Here is a 22,227-nt window from a genome sequence, read left to right on the forward strand (position 1 = left end):
ATTTTGTACTATCTGGCCTCATCTATCCGCGAATGGCCATAACCAAAATCAGTCCATGAATCGGGTATCAGCGAACTCTTGATGCAACAAGCCGGCAGATGTTCATTCGCTTGTCAGGCATTGGATTGGTTATGTTGCGTGGCGTTTGTGACACGCCCCGTTGCGTAAAAGGCCTTTAGCATCGACCGCCCGGCAAATTGCCCACAATAACGAGCCCGCCAGGCAATGTCGCGCCATGGCGCATTGCAACAATCCGACCGCACAATCAGGGGTGCCGATTTAAAGATGATTTTCACGGGACTTTTAGAGGGGATTATGGCCCGAGACACTTGCCATCAACTCCCTGTAGGGAATGGCGGTCAACGCTCAAACCACCCACTAACAATCAATGATGTTGCGGCGCATCATTGCGTGGGATCAGCGGTTGGCGAGGCGGTCTTCGGCGCCGGCGGAGCCTGATGCAGAGCCGGATTTTCTTGGCCTGGCTATCGATGGCCCTTGCCGTTCCAGAGACGGGGAGCGCGAACTCACATGGTGCCGCGCCTTGTGCTAAGGGATCATCGCGGTGCACTCGGCGACTGAAAATAACCAGATCGATCAATTTGATAGGACGAGAATATGGACGTCACACTGACGGCGAAGCTGTTCGCTGCCTTGTTCGCGATCATGAACCCGCTCAGCACCATTCCCGTGTTCCTCGCCCTGACCGCCGATCTTACGCCGGCACAGCGCCGCAGCGCTCTCATCGCCATGATCGTCACGGTGACGGCGGGGGCGCTGGTCTGCGCCCTCGCCGGACAGGCGGTGCTTTCCATGTTCGGCATCGACGTACCGCATTTTCGACTCGCCGGCGGCCTGATCGTGCTGATGATCGCGCTCTCCATGCTGAGCGGCGACGATCATTCCTCGCATCAGGGTACCGAGGCCGAGCAGCAGCATTTCGAGACCGTGGCCAATGTCGGCGTCTACCCGCTCGGCCTGCCCATCGCCCTCGGTCCAGGCACCATGGCGACGTTGATCGTGTTCGCGCAGGAGGCGAATGGAGCCGCCGGCGTTGCGGGCTACTATGCCGGTCTCATCGGATATCTGGTCTTTTTTGCCGCCGCGATGGCACTGGCGCCGGTGATCGGTGGCAAGCTCTCGCCCACGGCGCTGTCGATCTCCAAGCGGCTGATGGGCATCATCCTTGCCGCCATCGCCATGGAAATGATCACCGGCGCGCTCGGCGGCGTGTTTCCCGGTTGGCGTGGCTGAGACGCCTCTGCAATCGCGCCGGCTGGGGGTAAGATGCCCGGCATAGCGGTCGCCGAGTACGCAACGGGAAACGGCGTTATCCAGGCGCCGTTTCTTCGGCCCCTCGCCGGGCGCGACACGGAAGGCTCGGCAACCTCGCACGCACGTAATACCGCCCCTGAAGACGGCTCGGCGTGCGACTATTCGGCGGGCGCCGGCGCGTGCACCGGGGTCGGGGTCACCTCGACCGCCGGATGGGTGTGGATGCGCCCGATCAGCGAATAAACCGTCGGCACCACGAACAAAGTGAGCAGCGTGCCGAGCGTCATGCCGCCGACGATCACCCAGCCGATCTGCTGCCGGCTTTCGGCGCCGGCACCGGTGGCCAGCGCCAACGGCACCGCACCGAGCACCATGGCGCCGGTGGTCATCAGGATCGGCCGCAGGCGCAGCACCGCCGCCTCGATCACCGCCGAGCGGCGGTCGAGCCCGGCCTCCTGCTGCTGGTTGGCGAATTCGACGATCAGGATGCCGTGCTTGGTGATCAGGCCGACCAGCGTCACCAGGCCGATCTGCGAATAGACGTTCAAGGTGCCACCGGCATAGTAGAGCGCGGCGAGCGCCCCGGTCATCGACAGCGGCACGGTGAGCATGATGATCACCGGGTCGCGGAAGCTCTCGAACTGCGCCGCCAGCACCAGATAGATGAAGCCAAGCGCCAGCACGAAGACGACGGCGAGGCTTTGGCCGGCGGCGCGGAATTCACGGCTCTGGCCGGCGACGTCCGTGCGCACCGTATCGGGCAGCACCTCGCGCGCCGCCTGATCGAGGAACGCCAGCGCCTCGCCCTGCGAGAAGCCCGGTGCCAGATTGGCGGAGACGGTGGCCGAGCGCAGCTGGTTGAAGCGCTTGAGCTCCTGCGGCGCCACCGTCTCGCGGACCGAGACGAGGTTGGCGAGCTGCACCATCTGCCCGTTGGCCGAGCTCAGATAGATGGTGTCGAGCGTGGTCGGCGAGGCGCGGTCGCTGGCGTCGAGCTGGACATAGACATCGTATTGCTCGCCGCTGACCTCGAAACGCGTCACCTGCCGTCCGCCGAGCAGGCTCTCCAGCGTCCGACCGAGCACAGCGACATCGATGCCGAGATCCGCCGCCTTGGCACGGTCGATGGTGACCGAGATCTCCGGCTTGTTGAGCTTGAGATCGCTGTCGACACTGACGAGGCCGGGATAATCGGCGACGCGGGCCAGGAACTGGTTCACATACTCGTCCAGTTCCTCATAGGTGCCGGAGGTCTGCAGCACGAACTCGATCGGCCGGGAATTATTGGAGGCACCGAGCGAAGCCGGGTTGTTGGCATAGGCGTTGACGCCGGCGATGCGCCGGAGCTGCGGCGAGGTGGCGGCGACGATGTCCTGCTGGCGGCGCTCGCGATCGTCCCAATCCTTCAGCCGGCCCATGACCAGGAAGCGGTTCACCTCCGGCATGCCGTTGATGATCAGCACCGAATCCAGCTCGGGAATCTTGCCGAGTATGGTGTCGATCTGGCCGGTGTAGCGGGAGGTGTAGGACAGCGTCGAGCCTTCCGGCCCGCTGCCTGTCACGCGCACCGTGCCACGGTCCTCGACCGGCGACAGCTCGGAGGGCAGCACGACGAAGAAATAGGCGCTGGCGCCGGCGACGACGAGCGCCAGCAGCAGTACCAGTGCCCGCATCCTCAGCACGCCGCCGAGCATGCGCCGATAGCCTTCCTCCAGCCCGCGCAGCCCGCGTTCGACGAAGGCGGAAATCCGGCCGGGATTGGCCTCGTGCTTGAGCAGACGCGAGCACATCATCGGCGTGAGCGTCAGCGCCACGAAGCCGGAGACCAGCACCGCGCCGGCGAGGGTCAGCGCGAACTCGGTGAACAGTCGTCCGGTGCGGCCGGCGGCGAACGCGACCGGTGCATAGACGGCGGCCAGCGTCAGCGTCATGGCGATGACCGCGAAGCCGATCTCCCGGGCGCCTCGGATGGCGGCGGGGATGGGCTTCATGCCGTGCTCGATGTGGCGGAAGATGTTCTCCAGCACCACGATGGCGTCATCAACCACCAGCCCGATGGCCAGCACCATGGCGAGCAAGGTCAGCGTGTTGACGCTGAACCCCAGCGCATACATCAGCGCGAAGGTGGTGATCAGCGAGATCGGGATGGTGATCACCGGGATCAACGACGCCCGGAACGAGCGCAGGAAGATCACGATCACCAGCACCACCAGGATGACCGCCTCAAGGATGGTGTGGAACACCGCACGGATCGAGCGGTCGATGAACACCGAATTGTCCTGGCCGATGGTCGCGCTCATGCCTTCCGGCAGCGTGTCGTTGATCTCCGGAAGCACCGCGCGCACGCCGGACGACACGTCGAGCGGGTTCGCCACCGCCTGCTTGATGATGCCGACGATGATCGCCTGGCCGCCATTGAAACGGCTGGAACGGCGCTCGTCCGCCGCGCCAAGCTCGACACGCGCGACGTCGGCAAGCCGCACCTGGGCACCATTGGCCCGCTTGACGATGATGTCGTCGAACTGGTCGACGGTGGCGAGCGCGGTGCGCGAGAGCACGTTGAACTCGCGATCCGCGCTTTCGATGCGTCCGGACGGAATCTCGACGTTCTGGGCGCGCAGGGCATCCTCGACGTCCTGCACCGTCAGCTCATAGGCGGCGAGGCGCTCGCGGTCGATCCAGATGCGCATGGCGTAGCGCCGCTCGCCATAGATCTGCACATCGGCGACGCCGGTCAGATTCTTGAAGCGGTCAACGACGTAGCGATCGATATAGTCCGACAGTTCCAGCGCGTTCATGCGGCTGGAGCTGAACACGATGAACACCACCGGCTGGGCGTCGGCCTCAACCTTGGAGATCACCGGTTCGTCGATCTCGTCCGGCAGGCGCTGGCGCACGCGGCTCACCCGGTCCCGCACATCGCTGGCCGCCACGTCCGGGTTCACTTCGAGGCGGAAGCGCACGGTGATGCGGCTCGATTCCGAGCGGCTGGTGGATTCGAGGACGTCGATACCCTCGATACCAGCGATGGAACCTTCCAGCACCTGCGTGACCTGGCTCTCGACGATGCTCGCCGAGGCGCCGGGATAGCGGGTGACCACCGACACCACCGGCTCGTCGATATTGGGATATTCGCGCACGGTCAGGCGGCTGTAGGAGACGATGCCGACCAGCACCATCAGGAGGCTCAGCACCGTGGCGAAGACCGGGCGGCGGATGCACAGCTCCGATATACCCATTGCGCCGCCTCAGCTCTGCGTGGCCGGCGGGGTCGGCACGACCTCGACCGTGGCGCCATTGCGCAACCGGCCCTGCCCGGCGACCACGACGCTGGCATCGACGGCCACGCCCTTGAGGATCTCCACCTCGCCGGCGCGGCGCCGGCCGAGCTCGACCTTGGTTTCCTTGGCCTTGCCGTCGGCCACCAGCCAGACGAAACGCTCCTGTCCGCGTGGTACGATCGCGCTCTCGGGCACGAACACCGTCGGACGGCTGTCGAGCCCCTTCACCACCACCCGCACGAAGAGACCGGGCCGCAGCACCAGATCCGGATTGGGAAGGTTGGCGCGCACGCTGATCGAGCGACCGTTGACATCGACCATTGGATCAATGGCGTAGATCGTGCCGGTGAAGCTGCGGTCCGGCATCGCGTCGACGGCGATCTCGACATTCTGGCCGGGACCGATCTGGCGCAGAAATATCTCCGGCACCTTGAAGTCGACCTTGAGCACGTCAATCTTTTCGAGGTTCACCAAGGCGGTACCAATCGGGATGTAAGCGCCGACCGACACCGAACGCAGGCCGACGACGCCGTCGAACGGAGCGCTGATCGTGTGCTTGGAGATCTGTACGCGCTGGGAATCGATCAGCGCGGAAGCGGTGTTGAGCTCGGCCTTCGCTTCGTCGAGCGCGCGGGCGGTGCCAGAGCCCGACTGCTGCAGGCGCTGGGCGCGATCATAATTGGCCTTGGCGAGTTCGAGACGCGCTTCGCTCTCTTCCAGAGAGGCCTTGACCAGTGCGGCATCGAGCTGGACGAGCACAGCGCCGGTCTGTACCTGCTCGCCTTCCTTGAAGGCCAGCCGCTCGATCCGCCCGGCGACCTCGGAGGCGACCTTGACCGATTCGTCGGACTGCAGCGTACCGATGGAGCGGATATCGGAGGTAACCTGCTCCTGGCGGGCGACCGCCACCTCGACCGGAATGCGAGGAGCTTGACGCGCTTCCGGCGCGGCGCGCGCCTCGCCCTTCACGGCGGACAGGCCACCCGCGATCCAGCCCTGCCGATGGGCGAGCATTCCGGCCCCCGCCAGCACGGCCAGACATAGAAGCAGGCCCGTCACGCGTCGCATGCAAATTTCCTCGCCTATCGCCGCGCTGCACAAAAAGCGCCCCAGGATGCGACAGTGCAGAACTCGTAAAAAGTTCCAACTTAAAACTTTGTCATAAAGGCCAGTCGGCGATCACATCGGCGCTGGTCACGATCATTGTATCACAAGCGGCCGGTTCAATCCGGCAATGCCTTGAGGAAGGTACGCATCACCGCTACGGAATTATTCGCTGCGAGATCCATGAAAACATGCATTTCGTTCTCGCCCGGCCCGCCGCCGGCGAGATCCGACAGCGCCCGGAAGACGATGAACGGCACGTCATTGGTCGTCGCCACATGGGCGATGGCGGCGCTTTCCATGTCCAGCACCTGGGCCTTGAAGGTGTCGAAGGTGAAGCTGCGGAAGGCGGCATTGTCGACGAAGGCGGGGCCGGAGACGCCGTAGCCGCCGACCCGCACCCGCGGCGCCTTCAGCAGGCACACCTTGTCGGCGCTGCACCGCTGAAGTTCGCTGTCGGTCACGGCCTCGCTCCTGCGGGCCACCTCCAGCATGACGGGGTCGACATCGAACCAGAACTGCCGGGGCGAGGAAGCCCGGCCCTCGCGAAACACCCGCACGCCGCGCGGAAACATCATGCCGAAATTGGCGAATTCCGGCGTATCGTCGGAGGGTAGCCGAAAGCCCTGCGGCGTCTCGCGGGCCAGGATCACCTCGAGATACTGCCCCCAGCGCTCCGGCACCGCGATGTCGCCGATGTTCAGCGACGGATCGACGCCGCCAGCGATACCCGAGACCACGATGCGGGTCACATTATAGCGATCCAGCGTCATCTGGGTGGTCATCGCGGCGTTGACCATGCTCACCCCGGTCATCACCAGCACCACCGGCTTGCCCTCGATCTCGCCGGTGACGATGGGAACGCCCTTGTAGTCGCGCTCTTCCATATGAGTGGCGACGGCGCGCAAGGCCTTCCATTCGGGCTCGAAGGCACACAGCACGGCGATGCGGGGCGTCGCATCGACCGGCTCCGCCGCCGCCGGCAGCAGAGCGATCAGCAGAACCATGGCAGCGAGACAAAGGCGCAGCGGCGAGACGGCAGACGACATGATGCCCCCCAGGATCGAAACGGCGCGCCACGGCAACGGCGCGACGCAGCGATCCTACAGGGCGGCGGCACCGGCGCACCAGCCGGCTAAGCGTCCTCAGCCATTCTTCACCATCACATGGCGCACCACGGTGTAATCCTCCAGCGCATAGGCGGAGAGGTCCTTGCCGTAGCCGGACTGCTTGAGCCCGCCATGCGGCATCTCGCTCACCAGCATGAAATGGCAGTTCACCCAGGTGCAGCCATATTGCAGCCGGGCGGCGGTCGCCATGCCTCTGGAGATGTCCCGGGTCCAGACCGAGGAGGCAAGGCCGTAATCGCTGTCATTGGCCCAGGCCACCGCATCGTCGACATCGGAAAAGCGCGTCACCGACACCACCGGCCCGAACACCTCGCGCCGAACGATCTCATCCGACTGCAAGGCACCGGCGACCACCGTCGGTTCGTAGAAGAAGCCTCGGCCGGACGCCGGTTTGCCACCCGTCGCCACCTCGATGTGGTCGAGTTCCGAAGCCCTTTCGACAAAGGAGGCGACGCGGGCGCGCTGGCGGGCGGAGATCAGCGGGCCGATGTCGTTCTCCTCGTCATTCGCTGACGCGAATTTCAGCCCGGAGACCGCCGAGGCGAGGTCGGCGACGAGGTTGTCGTAGATCTTGTCCGCCGCATAGATGCGGCAGGCGGCGGTGCAGTCCTGCCCGGCATTATAGTAGCCGAAGCTCTTCACGCCCTCGACCACCTCGGCGAGATCAGCATCGTCGAACACGATCACCGGCGCCTTGCCGCCGAGTTCGAGATGCGTGCGCTTCACGCTCCTCGCAGCGGCAGTGAGCACCTTCTTGCCGGTGGCGATGTCGCCGGTGAGCGAGGCCATCGCCACCTTGGGATGGTTGATCAGCGCATTGCCGACGCTCTCGCCGCGCCCGACCACCACATTCACCACCCCTTCCGGGAAGATGTCGGCGATCAGCCTGGCGAGCTTCAGCGCGGTGAGCGGTGTCTGCTCGGAGGGCTTGATCACCACAGTGTTGCCGCCGGCAAGCGCCGGGGCGAGCTTCCACGCCGCCATCATCAGCGGGTAGTTCCACGGCGCGATGGAGGCGACGACTCCGATCGGGTCGCGGCGGATCATCGAGGTGTGACCGGCCAGATACTCGCCCGCTACCATGCCGTGCTGGATGCGCACCGCACCGGCGAAGAAGCGGAAGCAATCGACCACGCCGGGGATTTCGTCGCGCAGCACCGCGTGGCGCGGCTTGCCACAGTTCAACGCCTCCAGCGTCGCGAAGGCTTCCGCCTCGGCTTCGATGCGGTCCGCAAGCTTGAGCAGCAGAGTGGACCGCTCCACCGGCGTGGTGCGTGCCCAGGTCTTGAACGCCGTCGCAGCCGCATTCACCGCCGCGTCGATCTGGTCGACGGAGGCTTCCGGCAGCTCGATCAGCGTCTCTTCGGTCTTGGGGTTCAGCACCGTCTCCGGCGTCTCGGTACCGGCGACGAAACTGGGCCCGATCAGCATCTCGGTGTCGAAAGTGGCGGTCATATCGGGCTTCTCCCTATTTGCCGGTGCCGGCCGCACCCCTTGCCTGCCCTCCCTCGCGGGTGAGGTAGTAGGCGGCGAGGATCGGCAGGAAGGTGACGAGGATGACGAGGACGGCGACGACATTGGTGACCGGCCGTTGGCGCGGGCGGATCAGCTCGGACAGCATCCAGATCGGCAGGGTCGACTGTTGGCCGGCGGTGAAGGTGGTAACGATCACCTCGTCGAAGGACAGCGCGAAGGCGAGCATGCCGCCGGCGAGCAGCGCGGTGCCGATGTTCGGCAGCACGACGAGGCGGAAGGTCTGGAAGGCGTCCGCGCCGAGGTCCATCGACGCCTCGATCAGCGAGGGCGACAGCCGGCGCAGGCGCGCCACCGCATTATTGTAGACGACGACGATGCAGAAGGTCGCGTGGCCGAGCACGATGGTCCAGAAGGAGAAGGGGATCTCCATCAGCCCGAAGGCCTGGCGCAGCGCGATGCCGGTGACGATGCCCGGCAGCGCGATGGGCAGCACGAACAGCAGCGAGATCGGTTCGCGGCCGAAAAACTTCGCCCGCGCCAGCGCTCCGGCCGCCAGCGTGCCGAGCACGAGGGCGATGAGGGTGGCAATCGTCGCGACCTTCAGCGACAGCCCCACCGCCGCCCAGATATCCGCCCGCCCCCACACCACGCCGAACCATTTCAGCGTGTAGCCCGGCGGCGGGAAGGCGTAGCTCTTCTCCTCGGTGGTGAAGGCATAGAGCAGGATGAACAGCAGCGGGACATGCAGAAAGGCGAGGCCGCCGAGCGCCGCGATCTTGAGGCCGAGCGAGGGTCGGTTCATGGCGCGCCCCTCAAGGCGCCGTCATGGCCGGGCTTGGCTCGGCCATGCACGACTTTGAAGCGGGCACGTTGCGGGCAGGAAAGGCGTGGATGCCCGGCCCAAAGCCAGGCATGACGACGCTCCTGAATTAGGTTCGCCCTCGCCTCACATCGCATCGAACGCCCCCGTACGCTTGGCGAGCGTCAGGAACAGTGCCATCACCAGGATCGGCACCAGCGAGAAGGCGGCGGCGAGCGGGATGTTCCCGGCGGTTCCCTGCAGCGTGTAGACCGCCTGGCCGAGCACCAGTGCCGAGGTGCCGATGATCTGCGGCACGATGTAGTCACCAAGCGTCAGCGAGAAGGTGAACACCGCTCCGGCTACCACGCCGGGCATGGCGAGCGGCAGAATGACGCTTCGAAACGTATAGCCGGGGCCGGCGCCGAGATCGCCCGCGGCCTCGATGAGGCTTGCCGGCACCCGCTCCAGCGCGGCCTGCACCGGCAGGATCATGAAGGGTAGCCACAGATAGGTGAAGGTCAGCACCATACCGGTATAGGAGACCGACAGCGACGGCCCGCCCACCAGCGGCAGCGACAGCCAGGCATCGAGGGCGCCGTCGAGACCGAGCCTGCCGGCGAACCAGGAGATGGCGCCCTCCTTCGCCAGCAGCAGCTTCCAGCCATAGACCTTGACGAGATAGCTCGACCATAGCGGCATCATCACCGCGAGGTAGAACGCCGCCTTGGCGCGCGGCCCGGCATAGCGAGCGGCATAATAGGCGATCGGAAAGGCGATGACCGCGCAGAGCAGCGTCACCGCCGTGGCGATACCCACCGTGCGCATGAGAATGTCGAAATTGGCCGGGCGAAACAGTTCCAGCAGCGTCGCCGTGGTCGGCTCGCGCACGATGGTGCCGGAGAATTCGTCGATGGAGAAGATCGACTGGCCGAGGAAGACGAACAGGCTACCGAGATAGACCAGGCCGAGCCAGATGAGCGGTGGCGCGAGCAGCAGCAGCACGATCAGATGCCCGCGGCGCAGCAGCAGGTCGGAAAAGCGACGGAGAGCGCCCTCGCGTGGCGACGGCAGATCGAAGGTGGCGAGGCTCACGTCTCGGCCTCCATCGGCATCAGCGCGCCCAGCGGGATGGCTAGGCGCACGCTATCGCCGGACGCGGGCGCACGATGGGAAGCCGGCACGGCGGCAGTGAGCGCCACCCCGGCGGTAGTGCGGACCGCGAGGCGCCGCACCGCCCCCTGATAGGAGACGTCGACGACGCTCGCCTCGATCGCGGCGGCTCCGTCCGGCGCCGGCACGCCAGGAGCCAGCAGCGCGATCTTCTCCGGCCGCAGGCTGTAGAGGCCGCTGGCGGCGCCGAGGGCGACGGCCATGTCAGGCTCGATCACATTGGCCGCCCCGACGAAGGCCGCCACAAAGCGGTTGGCCGGGCGCTCATAGACCGTTTCCGGCGGTCCGACCTGGACGATGCGGCCTTCGTTGAACACCGCCACCCGATCGGCCATGGAAAGCGCCTCGCCCTGATCATGGGTGACGAACACGAAAGACAGGCCCAGCGCCCGCTGCAGGCTCTTCAGTTCGACCTGCATCTCCTCGCGCAGCTTGAGATCGAGCGCGCCCAGCGGCTCGTCGAGGAGCAGCACCTTGGGCCGCACCACCAGGGCACGGGCGAGCGCCACGCGCTGGCGCTGGCCGCCGGAGAGCTGCGCCGGACGGCGCGCCTCCAACCCCGCGAGCTTCACCAGCGCCAGTGCCTCGCGCGCCAGCTTCTCGCGCTCGGCACGGGCAACGCCGCGTACTTTCAGCCCATAGGCGACGTTCTCGCCAACCGAGAGATGCGGAAACAGCGCGTAGTCCTGAAACACGGTGTTCACCGGCCGGCGATAGGGCGGCAGGCCCTCCACCGTCTCGCCGAAGATCTCGATATGGCCGGCATCGGGCTGCTCGAAGCCGGCGATGAGGCGCAGGCAGGTGGTCTTGCCGGAGCCGGAGGGGCCGAGCATGGCAAAGAACTCGCCCGGCGCGATGGAGAGATCGACGCCATCCACCGCCCTTACCGCCCCGAAATGCCGGGCTACCCCGGCAAAGCGGACGGCGGGAACGGCGGATGTCGGGGCGGGAGCGTGCATCGATGTCTCAATGGTTCGGCGGTGGCGCGCCGCCGTGGGAGTTCAGGCCGGACGACGTGCAGCCTCGCCGGCGTGGCGCATCACGCGCGCGGTATCACCCGGGAAGCGGCGCGCCCGGCTTGTGCCGGACGCGCGGAATCGGGGGCTCAGCGGCCGCCGAGCACGGCGATGTAGTCCGACACCCAGCGATAATAGGGCACGCAGCCCTCGGCCTGGGTCGCGCACTTGGCGACCGGCGTGCGCCAGAAATGCGTCTTCTCGAAATTGCCGGCGCCATTGGTGGCGCAGCCCTCGGCGCCCAGCAAGTCGCTGCCCTTGCAGGCGGCGGGCACCGCCGGCACCGAGCCGAACCAGGCGGCCAGATCGCCCTGAACCTTCGGCGCGATCGAATGCTCCATCCACATATAGGCGCAGTTGGGATGCGCGGCGTCGACATGCATCATGGTCGTGTCGGCCCAGCCGGTGGCGCCCTCGGCAGGAATGGTCGAGGCGATCGGCTTCTTCTGGCTCACCAACAGGTTGACCTGGAACGGCCAGGAGGAGGAGGCGACGACGCCCTCATTGGTGAAGTCGTCGACCTGGATCATGGCGTCGTGCCAGTAGCGCTGCACGATCTTGCGCTGCTGGCGCAGCAGGTCGAGAGCCGCCTTGTACTGCGCCTCGGTCAGTTCATAGGGATCCTTGATGCCGAGCTCGGGCTTGTGCGCCATGAGATAGAGCGCGGCATCGGCGATGTAGATCGGCCCGTCAAAGGCCTGGATGCGACCCTTGTTGGACTTGCCGTCCGGCAGGGTCTGCTCCTCGAAGACGACGTTCCAGCTCTTCGGCGCCTCGCCCTTGAAGGCTTCCGTGTTGTACATCAATACGTTGGAGCCCCACTGATAGGGGACGCCGTAATGCACGCCGTTCACCGTGTGCCAGGGCGCGCTCTGCAGGCGGTCATCGACGCTGCCCCAGCTCGGGATCAGCTTGGTGTTGATCGGGGCGACCTTCTTGCCGGCGATCAGGCGCAGCGAGGCGTCCCCGGAGGCGGTGACGAGGTCGAAGCCACCTTCGTTCATCAGCGCCACCATCTCGTCGGAGGTGCCGGCGGTCTTCACATTGACCTTGCAGCCGCTCTTGGTCTCGAAATCGGTGACCCAATCATAGGCCTTGTCGGTCTCGCCGCGCTCGATGTAGCCGGCCCAGGCGACGATATCCACCTGCCCCTCGCCCTTGCCGAGCTCCTTTAATTCAGCTGCGACAAGGGGTTGCATGGTGAGCGAGGCGCAGGCGACCAGCGCCGGCAGCTGCAGAAAACGGGTGTGCGTGCGCATGCTTGTTCCCTCTGCTCTGCGGGCCGTGCAGACCCTTTGAGGGAAGTGTGCCGCTGCGTCCGCCTGCTCGCCACACCAAAGAAAAGAACGCAGGCATCGGAAAAACCGATGAGTGATATTGTGGCATTATAGGCCTGACGCACGCGTCAGGCGATGGCGCCGCCATGGCGGATGCGGGCCGGCTGGCGGGTGCCGGCGACCGACAGGAAGCCGGCGGCGGCGGGCGAGAGCGGCGAACCGCGCCGCCAGGCGGTGGCGACCTCGATGGCCGGCAGTTCCTCGGCAAGCTGGCGCGCCTCGATCTTGTCGCCCTCCAGCGACCAGGGGCGGTAGGCGAGGTCCGGCAGCACCGCGACGCCGGCGCCGGTCGCCACCAGCGAGCGCACCGCCTCCACCGAGCGGGTGCGGAAGGCGACCGGCGGGCGGATGCCGAGCCGGCGCCAGACGATCTCGGAGGCCTCGGCGATTTCATCAATGGTGAGAAGCACATGCGGCTCCTCGGCGAGATCGCGCAGACTGACCCTCTCCTCGGCCAGCGCCGGATGGCCGAGCGGCATCCACACCCGGTAGGGCGAGACCTGCACCGGCTCGGTCTGCAAGGCGGCGGAGCGGCGGCCGGGCGGCAGCACCATCACCGCGACATCCAGTTCGCCGCCGACGAGGAGATGTTCGAGATAATCGCCGGCATCCTCCACCGCCTCCACCGCCACGCCGGGAAAGGCACGGCGGAAGCGGGCGAGCAGATCGGAGAACACGTAGCCGGCGACCAGCGGCGTCACCCCGAGCGCCAGCCGCCCTTCCAGCGCCGCGCCTTCCGAGCCGGAAAGCGCGCGCCGCGCATCGGCGACGTCGCCGAGGATCTTTCGCGCATGGCGCAGGAAGTGATGGCCCTTCAGCGTCAAGTCGGCGCCGCGGGCGTGGCGCTCCAGCAGCTTGAAGCCGAGGTCGAGCTCCAGCTCGCGCAGCGCCTCGGTAACGGTCGATTGCGAGATGGACAGGATATGCGCCGCCGAGGACACCGAGCCATTCTCGGCGACGGCGACGAAATATTGCAGCTGGCGCAGCGAGAATGCCATCGGAAATCCCGATATGCGTGGTGATAGCCGATGGTAACATCGGCTCCCGGCGGCTGGATAGGCCTGCCGGACAGACCGAAAAGCCAGTATGATGCGGTGTATGATGGGAACGAAAACGACCGACCAAGGCCGATGAGGCCAGACATCGCCCCGCCATCGCGGCGATGCGGCCAATAATACGGCCCGAGCGTGGAAGTCCTACCGCCCCCTGCCCGCCCGAAAGGCCGCTCCGTCGAATTGATTGACAAGGAAACCATCTCGAGATAGTTTCCTTGTCAATTAAAGGAGAGGCCATGACCCCGACGCCTCCGGTTTCAGAGCTCACCACCCATCTCGGCTTCTGGTTGCGGATGGTATCCAACCATGTCTCGCACGCCTTCGCCGCCCGGCTGGCCGACAAGGGGGTGACGGTCGCCGAGTGGAGCCTGATGCGCGCGCTCTACGACCGCGAGCCGACGCCGCCGAGCCGCCTCGCCGATGCGATGGGGCTGACGCGCGGCGCGGTCACCAAGCTCGCCGACCGGCTGATCGGCAAGGCGCTGCTCGCCCGGCGGCCGAGCGAGGCGGACGGGCGGGCGCAGACGCTCGCCCTGACGGCGGCGGGGGTTGCGCTGGTGCCGGAGCTCGCCGCGCTCGCCGACCGCAACGATGCCGCGTTCTTCGACCTGCTGACGGCCGAGGAGCGGCAGACGCTGAGAGACCTGCTGATGCGCATGGTCGAGCGCGGCCGCATGACAACGCCGCCGCTCGACTGACCCGAAGCAAACCTGTCGCGGAGCGATTCCATGACCGACCACCAGACGGAGACGGCCCGCGCCTGTCTTGCGGCATCTTGGAACGACGCCAAGAGCTTCCCGCAGATCGTTGGCGCGCTGAGCGCGGCCGGCTTCGAGGGCTATGCCGTCGATTTCCGGCGGGCGACTGCGACCTACTACCTGCCGGACGGCGACAGCCTGGAACTGCCGGCGCACCGGCCCGCGACCCCGGTCGCGCCCGCCTTCGATGCCCGCATGCTGCAGGCGGCGATCCGCGAGGCGCAGCAGCAGGTGCCGGGCTATAGCTATAAAGGCTTCTGCGAGAAGGCGGCGGCCGCCGGCTGCGCCTTCTATGTCGTCTCGTTCTCCGGCCGACGGGCGCTCTATATCGGGCGCACCGCCGAGACCCATGTCGAGGCGTTCCCGGATTAGCGCGGGCGGCTCACCGCGCCAGCAGACGCTTCAGCTCGAAGCCCTCGTCGCCGGCCTGTTCCGGGGTCAGCGTCGGGATGCCGGCGAGCAGGCGGCGGCCGAGCATGTGGTCGGCGGGCCGATTGAGGCTCTCGATCGCCACCAGCCGCCCCTCGCGGAAGCGGAACACCGAGAAGCGCCGCGTCGCCGGATCGCCACGCACCACCTCCTCGTCGCCCGGCCGGGCGAGGCCGACCATCTGCAATTTGAGGTCGGCCTGGTCGCTCCAGAACCACGGCACCGCCTCATAGGCATGCGGCTTGCCGGTGAGCCGGGCGGCGACGCAGCGGCCGTGATCGGCGGCGTTCTGCACCGATTCCAGCCGTACCCGTACATTATCGGCATGATGGCTCGGATAGGAGGCGACGTCGCCAATGGCCGAGACCGCGTCGTCCTCGGTGAGGAGATGCGCATCGACGGCGATGCCGTTATCGACCTCAAGGCCCGAGGCGGCGGCAAGCTCGACATTCGGCACCACGCCGATGCCGACCATCACCAGATCGGCGGCGATGCGCTCGCCCTCGGCGGTCTCCACCGCCACCACCCGCCCGCCCTCGCCGACCAGCCGGGCGACGCCGGCGCCGAGGGTCAGCGTGGTGCCCATGGCGCGGTGTTCCGCCGCGAAGAATTCCGACATCGCGGCGCCGACGGCGCGGCCGAGCACGCGCGGAGCGGCCTCGATGACGGTCACCTCATGGCCGAGCTTGCGGACCACGGCGGCGAACTCCAGCCCGATGAAGCCGGCGCCGACCACCACCACCCGCCCGGCCGCCGGCAGCGCCGCCTTGACGGCATCGGCATCGGCGAGGCCGCGCAGATAGAACACGCCGTCGAGCTCGGCCCCCGGCACCGGCAGCACGCGGTTGCGGGCGCCGGTGGCGAAGACGAGATGGCCATAAGGCAGGGTGCCGTCGCCCTCCAGCGTCACCCGCCGCGCGACGCGGTCCACCGCGACGATACGGCCATGGGCAAGGCCGATGCGATGATCGGCGAAGAAGGCGGCCGGGCGCAACTCGAGGTGATCGGCGCCGACCTCGCCCTTGAGATAGGCCTTGGACAGCGGCGGGCGCTGATAGGGCAGGCCCGGCTCGTCGCCGACCAGGGTGATCGGCTCCTCATAGCCAGCCTCGCGCAGGCTGGCGGCAAGCTGGAACCCCGCCTGCCCGCTGCCGATGACGACGACGCTCATCGATGTGCCTCCACCTCAGCCACCAATCTGTCGCGCTCGGCATAGATCGCCTCGGGAGCGCGGCGCAGGAATTCCGCATCCGGCAGCCCCGGCGGCAGCGCCGGCAGGTAGCTGACGGTAACCATGCCGGGGTTCAGGGTGAAGCTGCGGCCCTTCCAGAACAGCCCGGCATTATGGGCGACCGGCACCGCCGGCAGGCCGAGCGCCTTGTAGAGCAGGACGACGCCGCGCTGGAACTCGGCGCGCTCGCCCGGCCCGCGCCGGGTGCCCTCCGGGAAGATCAGCAGGCTGCGCCCCTGCGCCACCGCCTCGCGGCCCTCGCGCAGCATCTTCTTGAGCGAGGAGGCGCCGCCGGCGCGGTCGATGGCGATCATCGGCGAATGGCGCAGGAACCAGCCGAATACCGGGATGCGGTACAGCTCCTCCTTCAGCACGATGGCGACATCCGGCACCAGCACGGCGAAGGCGATGGTCTCCCAGGCGGACTGGTGATTGGCGACATAGAGCGCCGGCCCGGACGGACGGTTGGCGCGGCCGATCTCGCGATAGCCGAGTCCGCCGGCACCGCGCAGGATGGCCAGCACCCCCCGCGCCCAGAAGCGGGAGAAGTTGCGCACCCTTTCGGGGCTTTTCATCAGCGCCAGCACCGGCGCGGCGGGCGCCAGGAGCAGCGTCCACAGGACGAGCAGCGGCAGGAACAGGATCGACATGCGGCTTCCGGTGGGCAGGTATCGGCGGAGCTAGTAGCAGAAGCCGGCGGGGCGCGCGATCCTCTAGCCCTCGATCAGCTCGAAGCGATTGACGTCGAACATGCCGAAATCGGTGATCTTCAAATGCGGGATCACCGGCAACGGCAGGAACGCCACCTGCAGGAACGGCTCGGGCAGCACGACGCCGAGCACCTTGGCGGCGGCGCGCAGATCGATCAGCGCGTCGTGCACCTCCTCGAAGGCGCGGTCGGACATCAGCCCGGCCACCGGCAAAGCGAGCTCGGCGGTGATGGCGCCGCCCTCGGCCACCGCGAAGCCGCCATGCAGCTCGATCAGGCGGTTCACCGCCACCGCCATGTCGGCATCGTCGACGCCGACGACGCAGATATTGTGGCTGTCATGGCCGACCGAGGAGGCGATGGCGCCGCGCTTCATGCCGAAGCCGTGCACGAAGCCGCGGCCGATATTGCCGATGCCGTTCTCGCCCGAGCGGCCATGGCGCTCGACGACGCAGACCTTCACCGCGTCCTGCGCCAGGTCCACCTGCTTGGCGCCGCCTTCGATGGGCAGCTCCATGGCAAGGTCCTCGGTGATGATGCGGCCGGGCACCACGCCGATCACCCGCGTGGCGGCGCGATTGGCGGGAATGCGGAAGCTGTCGGCGGTCGTTGGCGCCAGCTTCACCGAGTCGAGACCGACCGGCGCCACCGTACCGCGCGCGGCGAACAGTTCCGGCGTCACCAGGCGGCCGGCGGAGATGACGTGGCGCACGGTGCATTGCGCGAGGTCGTCCACCAGCACGATGTCGGCCCGCCGCCCCGGCGCGATCAGCCCGCGATCGGTCAGCCCGAAGGCGTTGGCGGCCGACAGGCTGGCGACGCGATAGACATGGTGCAGCGGCGCGCCATGGGCGATGGCGGTGCGGATCATGTAGTCGAGATGGCCTTCCTCGGCGATGTCGAGCGGGTTGCGGTCGTCGGTGCAGAAGGCGAGATAGGCGGAGGTATCGGGCGAGATCAGCGGGATCAGCGCGTGCAGGTCCTTGGACACCGAGCCCTCGCGGATGAGGACGTTCATGCCCTTCATCAGCTTCTCGCGCGCCTCCTCCAGCGTCGTCGCCTCGTGCTCGGTGCGGATGCCGGCGGCGATGTAGCCATTGAGGTCGCGGCCGGAGAGCAGCGGTGCGTGGCCGTCTATGTGCCCGCCGGAGAAGGCGGCGAGCTTGTCGAGGCAGCCCTCGTCCTTGAACAGCACGCCGGGGAAATTCATGAACTCGGCAAGGCCGATGCCGGACGGCTCGCCCCGGAGCGCCACCAGATCGGCGGCGGTGAGCTCGGCACCGGCGGTCTCGAAGCGAGTGGCCGGCACGCAGGAGGACAGTTGCACCCGCAGGTCCATCAGGGTGTGGCGGGCGCAAGCCTGGAAGTAGCGGATGCCCTCGGCGCCCAGCACGTTGGCGATCTCGTGCGGATCGCAGATCGCGGTGGTCACGCCATGCGGCAGCACGCAGCGGTCGAATTCCAGCGGCGTCACCAGCGAGGATTCGACATGCAGATGCGTATCGATGAAACCCGGCACCGCGGTGAGGCCGGCGCCGTCGATCACCGCGGCCCCCTCATAGCTGGCATAGGTGCCGACGATGCGGTCGCCGCAGATGGCGATGTCGGTCTCGGTCACCGCGCCGGTGATGACGTCGAGCAGCCCGACGCCCTTGATCACCAGATCGGCCGGCGCCACCCCGCGGCCCTGGTCGATGAAGCGGGCGAGGGCCTCGCGGTCGGCACGGGTCATGTGGTTCTCCTCAAGAGCTTTCTCTTAGATTCCCTCCCCCATTGGGGAGAGGTGGCCCGCGCAGCGGGTCGGTGAGGGGAGACAATATTGGGAAGCGTCGAAGACCCCTCACCCCAGCCCTCTCCCCGACCGGGAGAGGGGAAATCGCTCATGCCTCCCCATGGCATGGGAGGTGAAATCCCTCACGCGCTGGCGGCATTCAGCCGCTCGATGTCACCCGCCGTCAAGCCAAGCTCGGCGGCGGCGATCAGGTCGCCGAGCTGCTCGGGCTTCGAGGCGCTGGCGATGGCGGCGGTGACGGAGGGCCGCGCCATCACCCAGGCGAGTGCCACCTGAGTCGGGTTGGCGCCGTGCGCGGCAGCCACCGCGTCGAGGGCGGCGAGAATGCCGAGGCCGCGCGGATTGAGGTATTTGCGGACGTTGTCGCCGCCGCGCACGCTCTTGCCGGCATCCTCCGGCGAACGGTACTTGCCGGTGAGGAAGCCGGCGGCCAGCGAGAAATAGGTGATGACGCCGAGGCCGTTGGCGCGGGCCACCGGCTCGATGTCGGTCTCATAGGCGGCGCGTTCGCAGAGGTTGTATTCCGGCTGGATGGTCTCGTAGCGCGGCAGGTGCTCGCGGGTGCTCACCGCCAGCGCGTCGAACAGGCGCTGGCCGGTGAGGTTGGAGGCGCCGATCAGCCGGACCTTGCCGGCCTTGATCAGCGTGTCATAGGCGTGGAGCACCTCCTCGAAGGGGGTCTCGGCATCGTCCCAATGCGACTGGTAAAGGTCGATGCGGTCGGTCTGCAGCCGCTTCAGCGAGGCCTCCACCGCCTCGGCGATATATTCCGCCGTCAGACAAACCTTGCCGCGCCCCATATCGGCGCCGACCTTGGTGGCCAGAACGATCTTGTCGCGATTGCCGCGCGCCTTCATCCACTTGCCGATGATGGTCTCGGATTCGCCGCCGACATGGCCGGGCGCCCAGCGGGAATAGACGTCGGCGGTATCGATGAAGTTGAAGCCGGCAGCCAGGAGCTCGTCGAGCAGGCGGAAGCTCGTCGCCTCGTCGGCGGTCCAGCCGAACACATTGCCGCCGAAGCATAGCGGCGGCACGAGGAGGTCGGAGCGACCGAGACGGCGAAGTTCCATGGGTGTTCTCCTGCGGACGCGGCAATGACGGCTTTGCGGCGCGAATCCGGCGGCGGATTCATCCCCGGAGTTTAGACAAGACGCGCGGATGCGCGAACCACCTGCCGATTGTTCTTTAGACGGCGGAACATCGCGGGAGGATGCCGGGAGCCGATGCCGCCGATGCCTTCCGGCCGGGACGCGGACCGGGACGCCGGCGACGGGTCAGAACACCTCTTCCTCGGCGCCGCCGACCTCGATCAGCTCGACCTGATCGCGGGCGCAGACCTCGCGCAGCAGCGGCGAGGAGACGGCATCGGTGACGAAGGTGTCGATCTCGTTCATCTCGCCGATGCGCACCGGCGCCGAACGCTCCAGCTTGGAGCGGTCGGCGACCAGGATCACCTGCCGGGCATTGTCGATGATGGCGCGGGCCACCTGCACCTCGCGATAGTCGAAGTCGAGCAGCGTGCCGTCCTCCTCGATGGCGGAGGCACCGATCACCGCGTAGTCGACGCGGAACTGGCGGACGAAATCCACCGCCGAGGAGCCGATCACCGCGCCGTCGGCATGGCGCACCGGGCCGCCGGCCATGATCAGCTCGATGGTCGGATGGCGGTAGAGCTCGGTGGCGACATTGAGGTTGTTGGTGATCACCAGCAGGTCCTCGTGATTGCCGAGCGCGCGGGCGACCTCCTCGGTGGTGGTGCCGATATTGATGAACAGCGAGGCGCGGTTCGGCACGATGTTGGCCGCCGCCTCGGCGATGGCGCGCTTGGCGCCCTGCGCCATCACCCGACGCGCCTCATAGGCGAGATTCTCGACCCCCGAGGCGACCACGGCGCCGCCATGCACGCGCGACATCAGCCGCCGGATGCACAGATCGTTGAGATCCTTGCGGATGGTCTGCGGCGACACCTCGTAGCGGGAGGAAAGGTCCTCGACGCTGACCCGCCCCTGGGCGCGGGCAAGCATCAATATGTCCTGCTGACGGGAGGAGATGTTCATTGTCGTTGGCCCCGCGTCGTCGTCCCGCTCGCCGCCGGAGCGGCGAAAGACGCCCGGTGAGGATTCGCGGTGATCCTGCACCATCGGGCGCCCCGACCGCAAACAAACCCTTAGCTGCGCTGCAACATTTGCCCGCGCCCCGCGGCGCCCCCGGCGGCGATGCGGGCCTCCAGCGCCAGCAGGTCCACCTTGCCGCTCGCGGTGCGCGGCCAGTCGTCGAGGACGACGAAGCGGCGCGGCAGCTTGCCGGCCGGCAGCAGGCGGCGGCAATGCGCCCTGAGGCCGGCATGGTCGCCGGCTCCCGGCCCGCGCAGCACCGCCACCAGCTCGACGCCGCGCAACGGGTCCGGCAGGCCGAATACCGCCGCCTCGGCGATGCCGGGCGCGCTTACCAGCACCGCCTCGATCTCCTCCGGATAGACGTTGAGGCCGGAGGTCACCAGCATCCGCTTCTCGCGCCCGGCAAGGGTGAGATAGCCGCCGGCGTCGAGCCGGCCATGATCGCCGATGGTGAGATAGCCGTGCTCGCGACGGGTCTCCTCGCCGCCGCCGCAGGCATAGCCATCGAACAGCATCGCGCTCGCCACCCAGATGGTGCCGGTGGTGCCGGGCGGCAGGTCGCGGCCGGCGGCGTCGCGGATGACGAGATCGACGCCCGGCGCGGCGCGGCCGACCGAGCCCGGCGGCACCGCCTCGCCCGGACGGGTGAGGCTGATGAAGCTGGTTTCCGACGCGCCGTAGAACTCGGCGATGCCGGCATGGGGAAAGGCGGCGGCCACCGCCGCGCGGGTCTGCGGCCGCCATTTGGCGCCGCTGATCAGGATCAGCCGCACGCTGGGAAGCGCAACGCCCTGCTCGGCGGCGGCGCGGGCCAGCATCTGCAATTGGGTCGGCGTGGCGTAGAGCGCGGTGACGCCGTGCCGCGCGATCACTTCCAGCGCGCGCTGCGGGTGGAACAGGCGCAGCATCACCGCCGCAGCGCCGATATGCAGCGCGTGCACCACGCCATAGAGATGCAGCGAGGCGGACAGCCCGCCCGGCGCCAGGATCACGTCGTCGGCGGTGAGGCCGAAGGCCTGCTCGCTGACCGCGAAGCTGTCGATCCACGAGCGGTGGCCGCGCCGGTAGCCCTTGGGCAGGCCGGTGGAGCCGGAGGTGAAGCCGACATAGAAGGGCGCATCGGGGTGCGGCGGGGACAGCGCCGGATGAGGCAGCACGTCCTGCGGCGGCGTCTCGTCCGCCAGCGTCAGCGCCGGCGACAGCGCAGCATCGACGGCGGCGCGGTAGCCGGCCGGCCAGGCGGGATCATAGACCAGCGCCTGCCGGTCGCTCACCGCGCAGGCGAAGAAGGCCGCGACCAGCGCCGGGCTGTTGCCCATGGCAAGGGCGATGCCGGCACCTTGCGGGGTCTGCCGGGCGAGGACGGCGGCACGCCGCGCCACCGCCGCGGCGAAGGCGGCGCGGCTCAGCTGATCCTCGCCGCAGACCAGCGCCAGCCGGTCCGGCGCCAGCCGCGCCAGCTCCTCGAGGCGGTCACCGATGGTGCGGATCACCTGGTCTTCGCTTTTGCGCATTTTCTTCACGCGAACCGGAAGCCACTTC

Annotated in this window: 18 protein-coding genes; 3 read left to right on the top strand and 15 right to left on the bottom strand. The window is 67.5% G+C overall.

The genetic code is table 11. From position 1 onward, the window contains the following. Positions 1 to 618: 618 nt before the first annotated feature. Positions 619 to 1,254 (top strand): MarC family protein, encoded by a 636-nt coding sequence (locus KHC24_RS19180; RefSeq protein ID WP_213364898.1) that lies wholly within the window; start codon positions 619 to 621, stop codon positions 1,252 to 1,254. Positions 1,255 to 1,433: 179 nt separating this feature from the next. On the opposite strand, the gene KHC24_RS19185 is transcribed toward KHC24_RS19180, so the two are convergent. The 9 genes from KHC24_RS19185 to KHC24_RS19225 all read right to left on the bottom strand — a co-directional run bounded on the left by KHC24_RS19185 (position 1,434) and on the right by KHC24_RS19225 (position 13,589). Continuing rightward, positions 1,434 to 4,514, bottom strand: a complete 3,081-nt coding sequence (locus KHC24_RS19185; protein ID WP_213364899.1) for an efflux RND transporter permease subunit — start codon at positions 4,512 to 4,514, stop codon at positions 1,434 to 1,436. A gap of 9 nt (positions 4,515 to 4,523) precedes the next feature. Next, a complete protein-coding gene (locus KHC24_RS19190; protein WP_213364900.1) occupies positions 4,524 to 5,624 on the bottom strand; it encodes an efflux RND transporter periplasmic adaptor subunit in 1,101 nt (366 codons plus the stop codon). Positions 5,625 to 5,779: 155 nt separating this feature from the next. After that, on the bottom strand, positions 5,780 to 6,709 hold the full coding sequence (locus KHC24_RS19195) for a 5'-methylthioadenosine/S-adenosylhomocysteine nucleosidase (RefSeq protein ID WP_213364901.1): 930 nt from the start codon (positions 6,707 to 6,709) through the stop codon (positions 5,780 to 5,782). Positions 6,710 to 6,805: 96 nt separating this feature from the next. Further along, positions 6,806 to 8,245, bottom strand: a complete 1,440-nt coding sequence (locus KHC24_RS19200) for a gamma-aminobutyraldehyde dehydrogenase (protein WP_213364902.1) — start codon at positions 8,243 to 8,245, stop codon at positions 6,806 to 6,808. Positions 8,246 to 8,258: 13 nt separating this feature from the next. Beyond that, on the bottom strand, positions 8,259 to 9,068 hold the full coding sequence (locus KHC24_RS19205) for an ABC transporter permease (RefSeq protein ID WP_213364903.1): 810 nt from the start codon (positions 9,066 to 9,068) through the stop codon (positions 8,259 to 8,261). A gap of 144 nt (positions 9,069 to 9,212) precedes the next feature. Then, complete coding sequence (locus KHC24_RS19210) at positions 9,213 to 10,160, bottom strand: ABC transporter permease (RefSeq protein WP_213364904.1); 948 nt, start codon at positions 10,158 to 10,160, stop codon at positions 9,213 to 9,215. Then, positions 10,157 to 11,197 (bottom strand): ABC transporter ATP-binding protein, encoded by a 1,041-nt coding sequence (locus tag KHC24_RS19215; RefSeq protein WP_213364905.1) that lies wholly within the window; start codon positions 11,195 to 11,197, stop codon positions 10,157 to 10,159. The genes KHC24_RS19210 and KHC24_RS19215 overlap by 4 nt, the downstream gene beginning before the upstream one ends. A gap of 146 nt (positions 11,198 to 11,343) precedes the next feature. Next, a complete protein-coding gene (locus tag KHC24_RS19220) occupies positions 11,344 to 12,453 on the bottom strand; it encodes an ABC transporter substrate-binding protein (protein WP_246547306.1) in 1,110 nt (369 codons plus the stop codon). Between the two features lie 206 nt (positions 12,454 to 12,659). After that, entirely contained in the window at positions 12,660 to 13,589 is a 930-nt protein-coding gene (locus KHC24_RS19225) for a LysR family transcriptional regulator (RefSeq protein ID WP_213364907.1), read from the bottom strand. 293 nt (positions 13,590 to 13,882) lie between these two features. On the opposite strand from KHC24_RS19225, the gene KHC24_RS19230 reads away from it, so the two are divergent. Together KHC24_RS19230 and KHC24_RS19235 are read left to right on the top strand one after the other, a co-directional pair. Beyond that, positions 13,883 to 14,344: a MarR family winged helix-turn-helix transcriptional regulator gene (locus KHC24_RS19230; RefSeq protein WP_213364908.1), complete on the top strand. Its 462-nt coding sequence runs from the start codon at positions 13,883 to 13,885 to the stop codon at positions 14,342 to 14,344. Between the two features lie 30 nt (positions 14,345 to 14,374). After that, the gene (locus KHC24_RS19235; protein ID WP_213364909.1) at positions 14,375 to 14,776 is read left to right on the top strand and encodes a DUF1398 domain-containing protein; all 402 of its coding nucleotides are present in this window, start codon (positions 14,375 to 14,377) and stop codon (positions 14,774 to 14,776) included. 10 nt (positions 14,777 to 14,786) lie between these two features. On the opposite strand, the gene KHC24_RS19240 is transcribed toward KHC24_RS19235, so the two are convergent. From KHC24_RS19240 to KHC24_RS19265, 6 genes are all read right to left on the bottom strand, one after another. After that, positions 14,787 to 16,004 (bottom strand): NAD(P)/FAD-dependent oxidoreductase, encoded by a 1,218-nt coding sequence (locus KHC24_RS19240; protein WP_213364910.1) that lies wholly within the window; start codon positions 16,002 to 16,004, stop codon positions 14,787 to 14,789. Continuing rightward, a complete protein-coding gene (locus KHC24_RS19245; protein ID WP_213364911.1) occupies positions 16,001 to 16,714 on the bottom strand; it encodes a lysophospholipid acyltransferase family protein in 714 nt (237 codons plus the stop codon). The genes KHC24_RS19240 and KHC24_RS19245 overlap by 4 nt, the downstream gene beginning before the upstream one ends. A 63-nt stretch (positions 16,715 to 16,777) precedes the next feature. Then, the gene (gene ade / locus KHC24_RS19250; RefSeq protein WP_213364912.1) at positions 16,778 to 18,505 is read right to left on the bottom strand and encodes an adenine deaminase; all 1,728 of its coding nucleotides are present in this window, start codon (positions 18,503 to 18,505) and stop codon (positions 16,778 to 16,780) included. 182 nt (positions 18,506 to 18,687) lie between these two features. After that, the gene (locus KHC24_RS19255) at positions 18,688 to 19,638 is read right to left on the bottom strand and encodes an aldo/keto reductase (protein ID WP_213364913.1); all 951 of its coding nucleotides are present in this window, start codon (positions 19,636 to 19,638) and stop codon (positions 18,688 to 18,690) included. Positions 19,639 to 19,842: 204 nt separating this feature from the next. After that, positions 19,843 to 20,625 carry a DeoR/GlpR family DNA-binding transcription regulator gene (locus tag KHC24_RS19260; RefSeq protein WP_213364914.1) on the bottom strand — a complete coding sequence of 261 codons (783 nt, stop codon included), beginning with the start codon at positions 20,623 to 20,625 and terminating at the stop codon, positions 19,843 to 19,845. Between the two features lie 110 nt (positions 20,626 to 20,735). Beyond that, positions 20,736 to 22,199 (bottom strand): class I adenylate-forming enzyme family protein, encoded by a 1,464-nt coding sequence (locus KHC24_RS19265; protein WP_246547158.1) that lies wholly within the window; start codon positions 22,197 to 22,199, stop codon positions 20,736 to 20,738. Positions 22,200 to 22,227: the final 28 nt, after the last annotated feature.

Source organism: Ancylobacter defluvii, assembly GCF_018390605.1.
In the GTDB taxonomy this organism is placed as follows: domain Bacteria; phylum Pseudomonadota; class Alphaproteobacteria; order Rhizobiales; family Xanthobacteraceae; genus Ancylobacter; species Ancylobacter defluvii.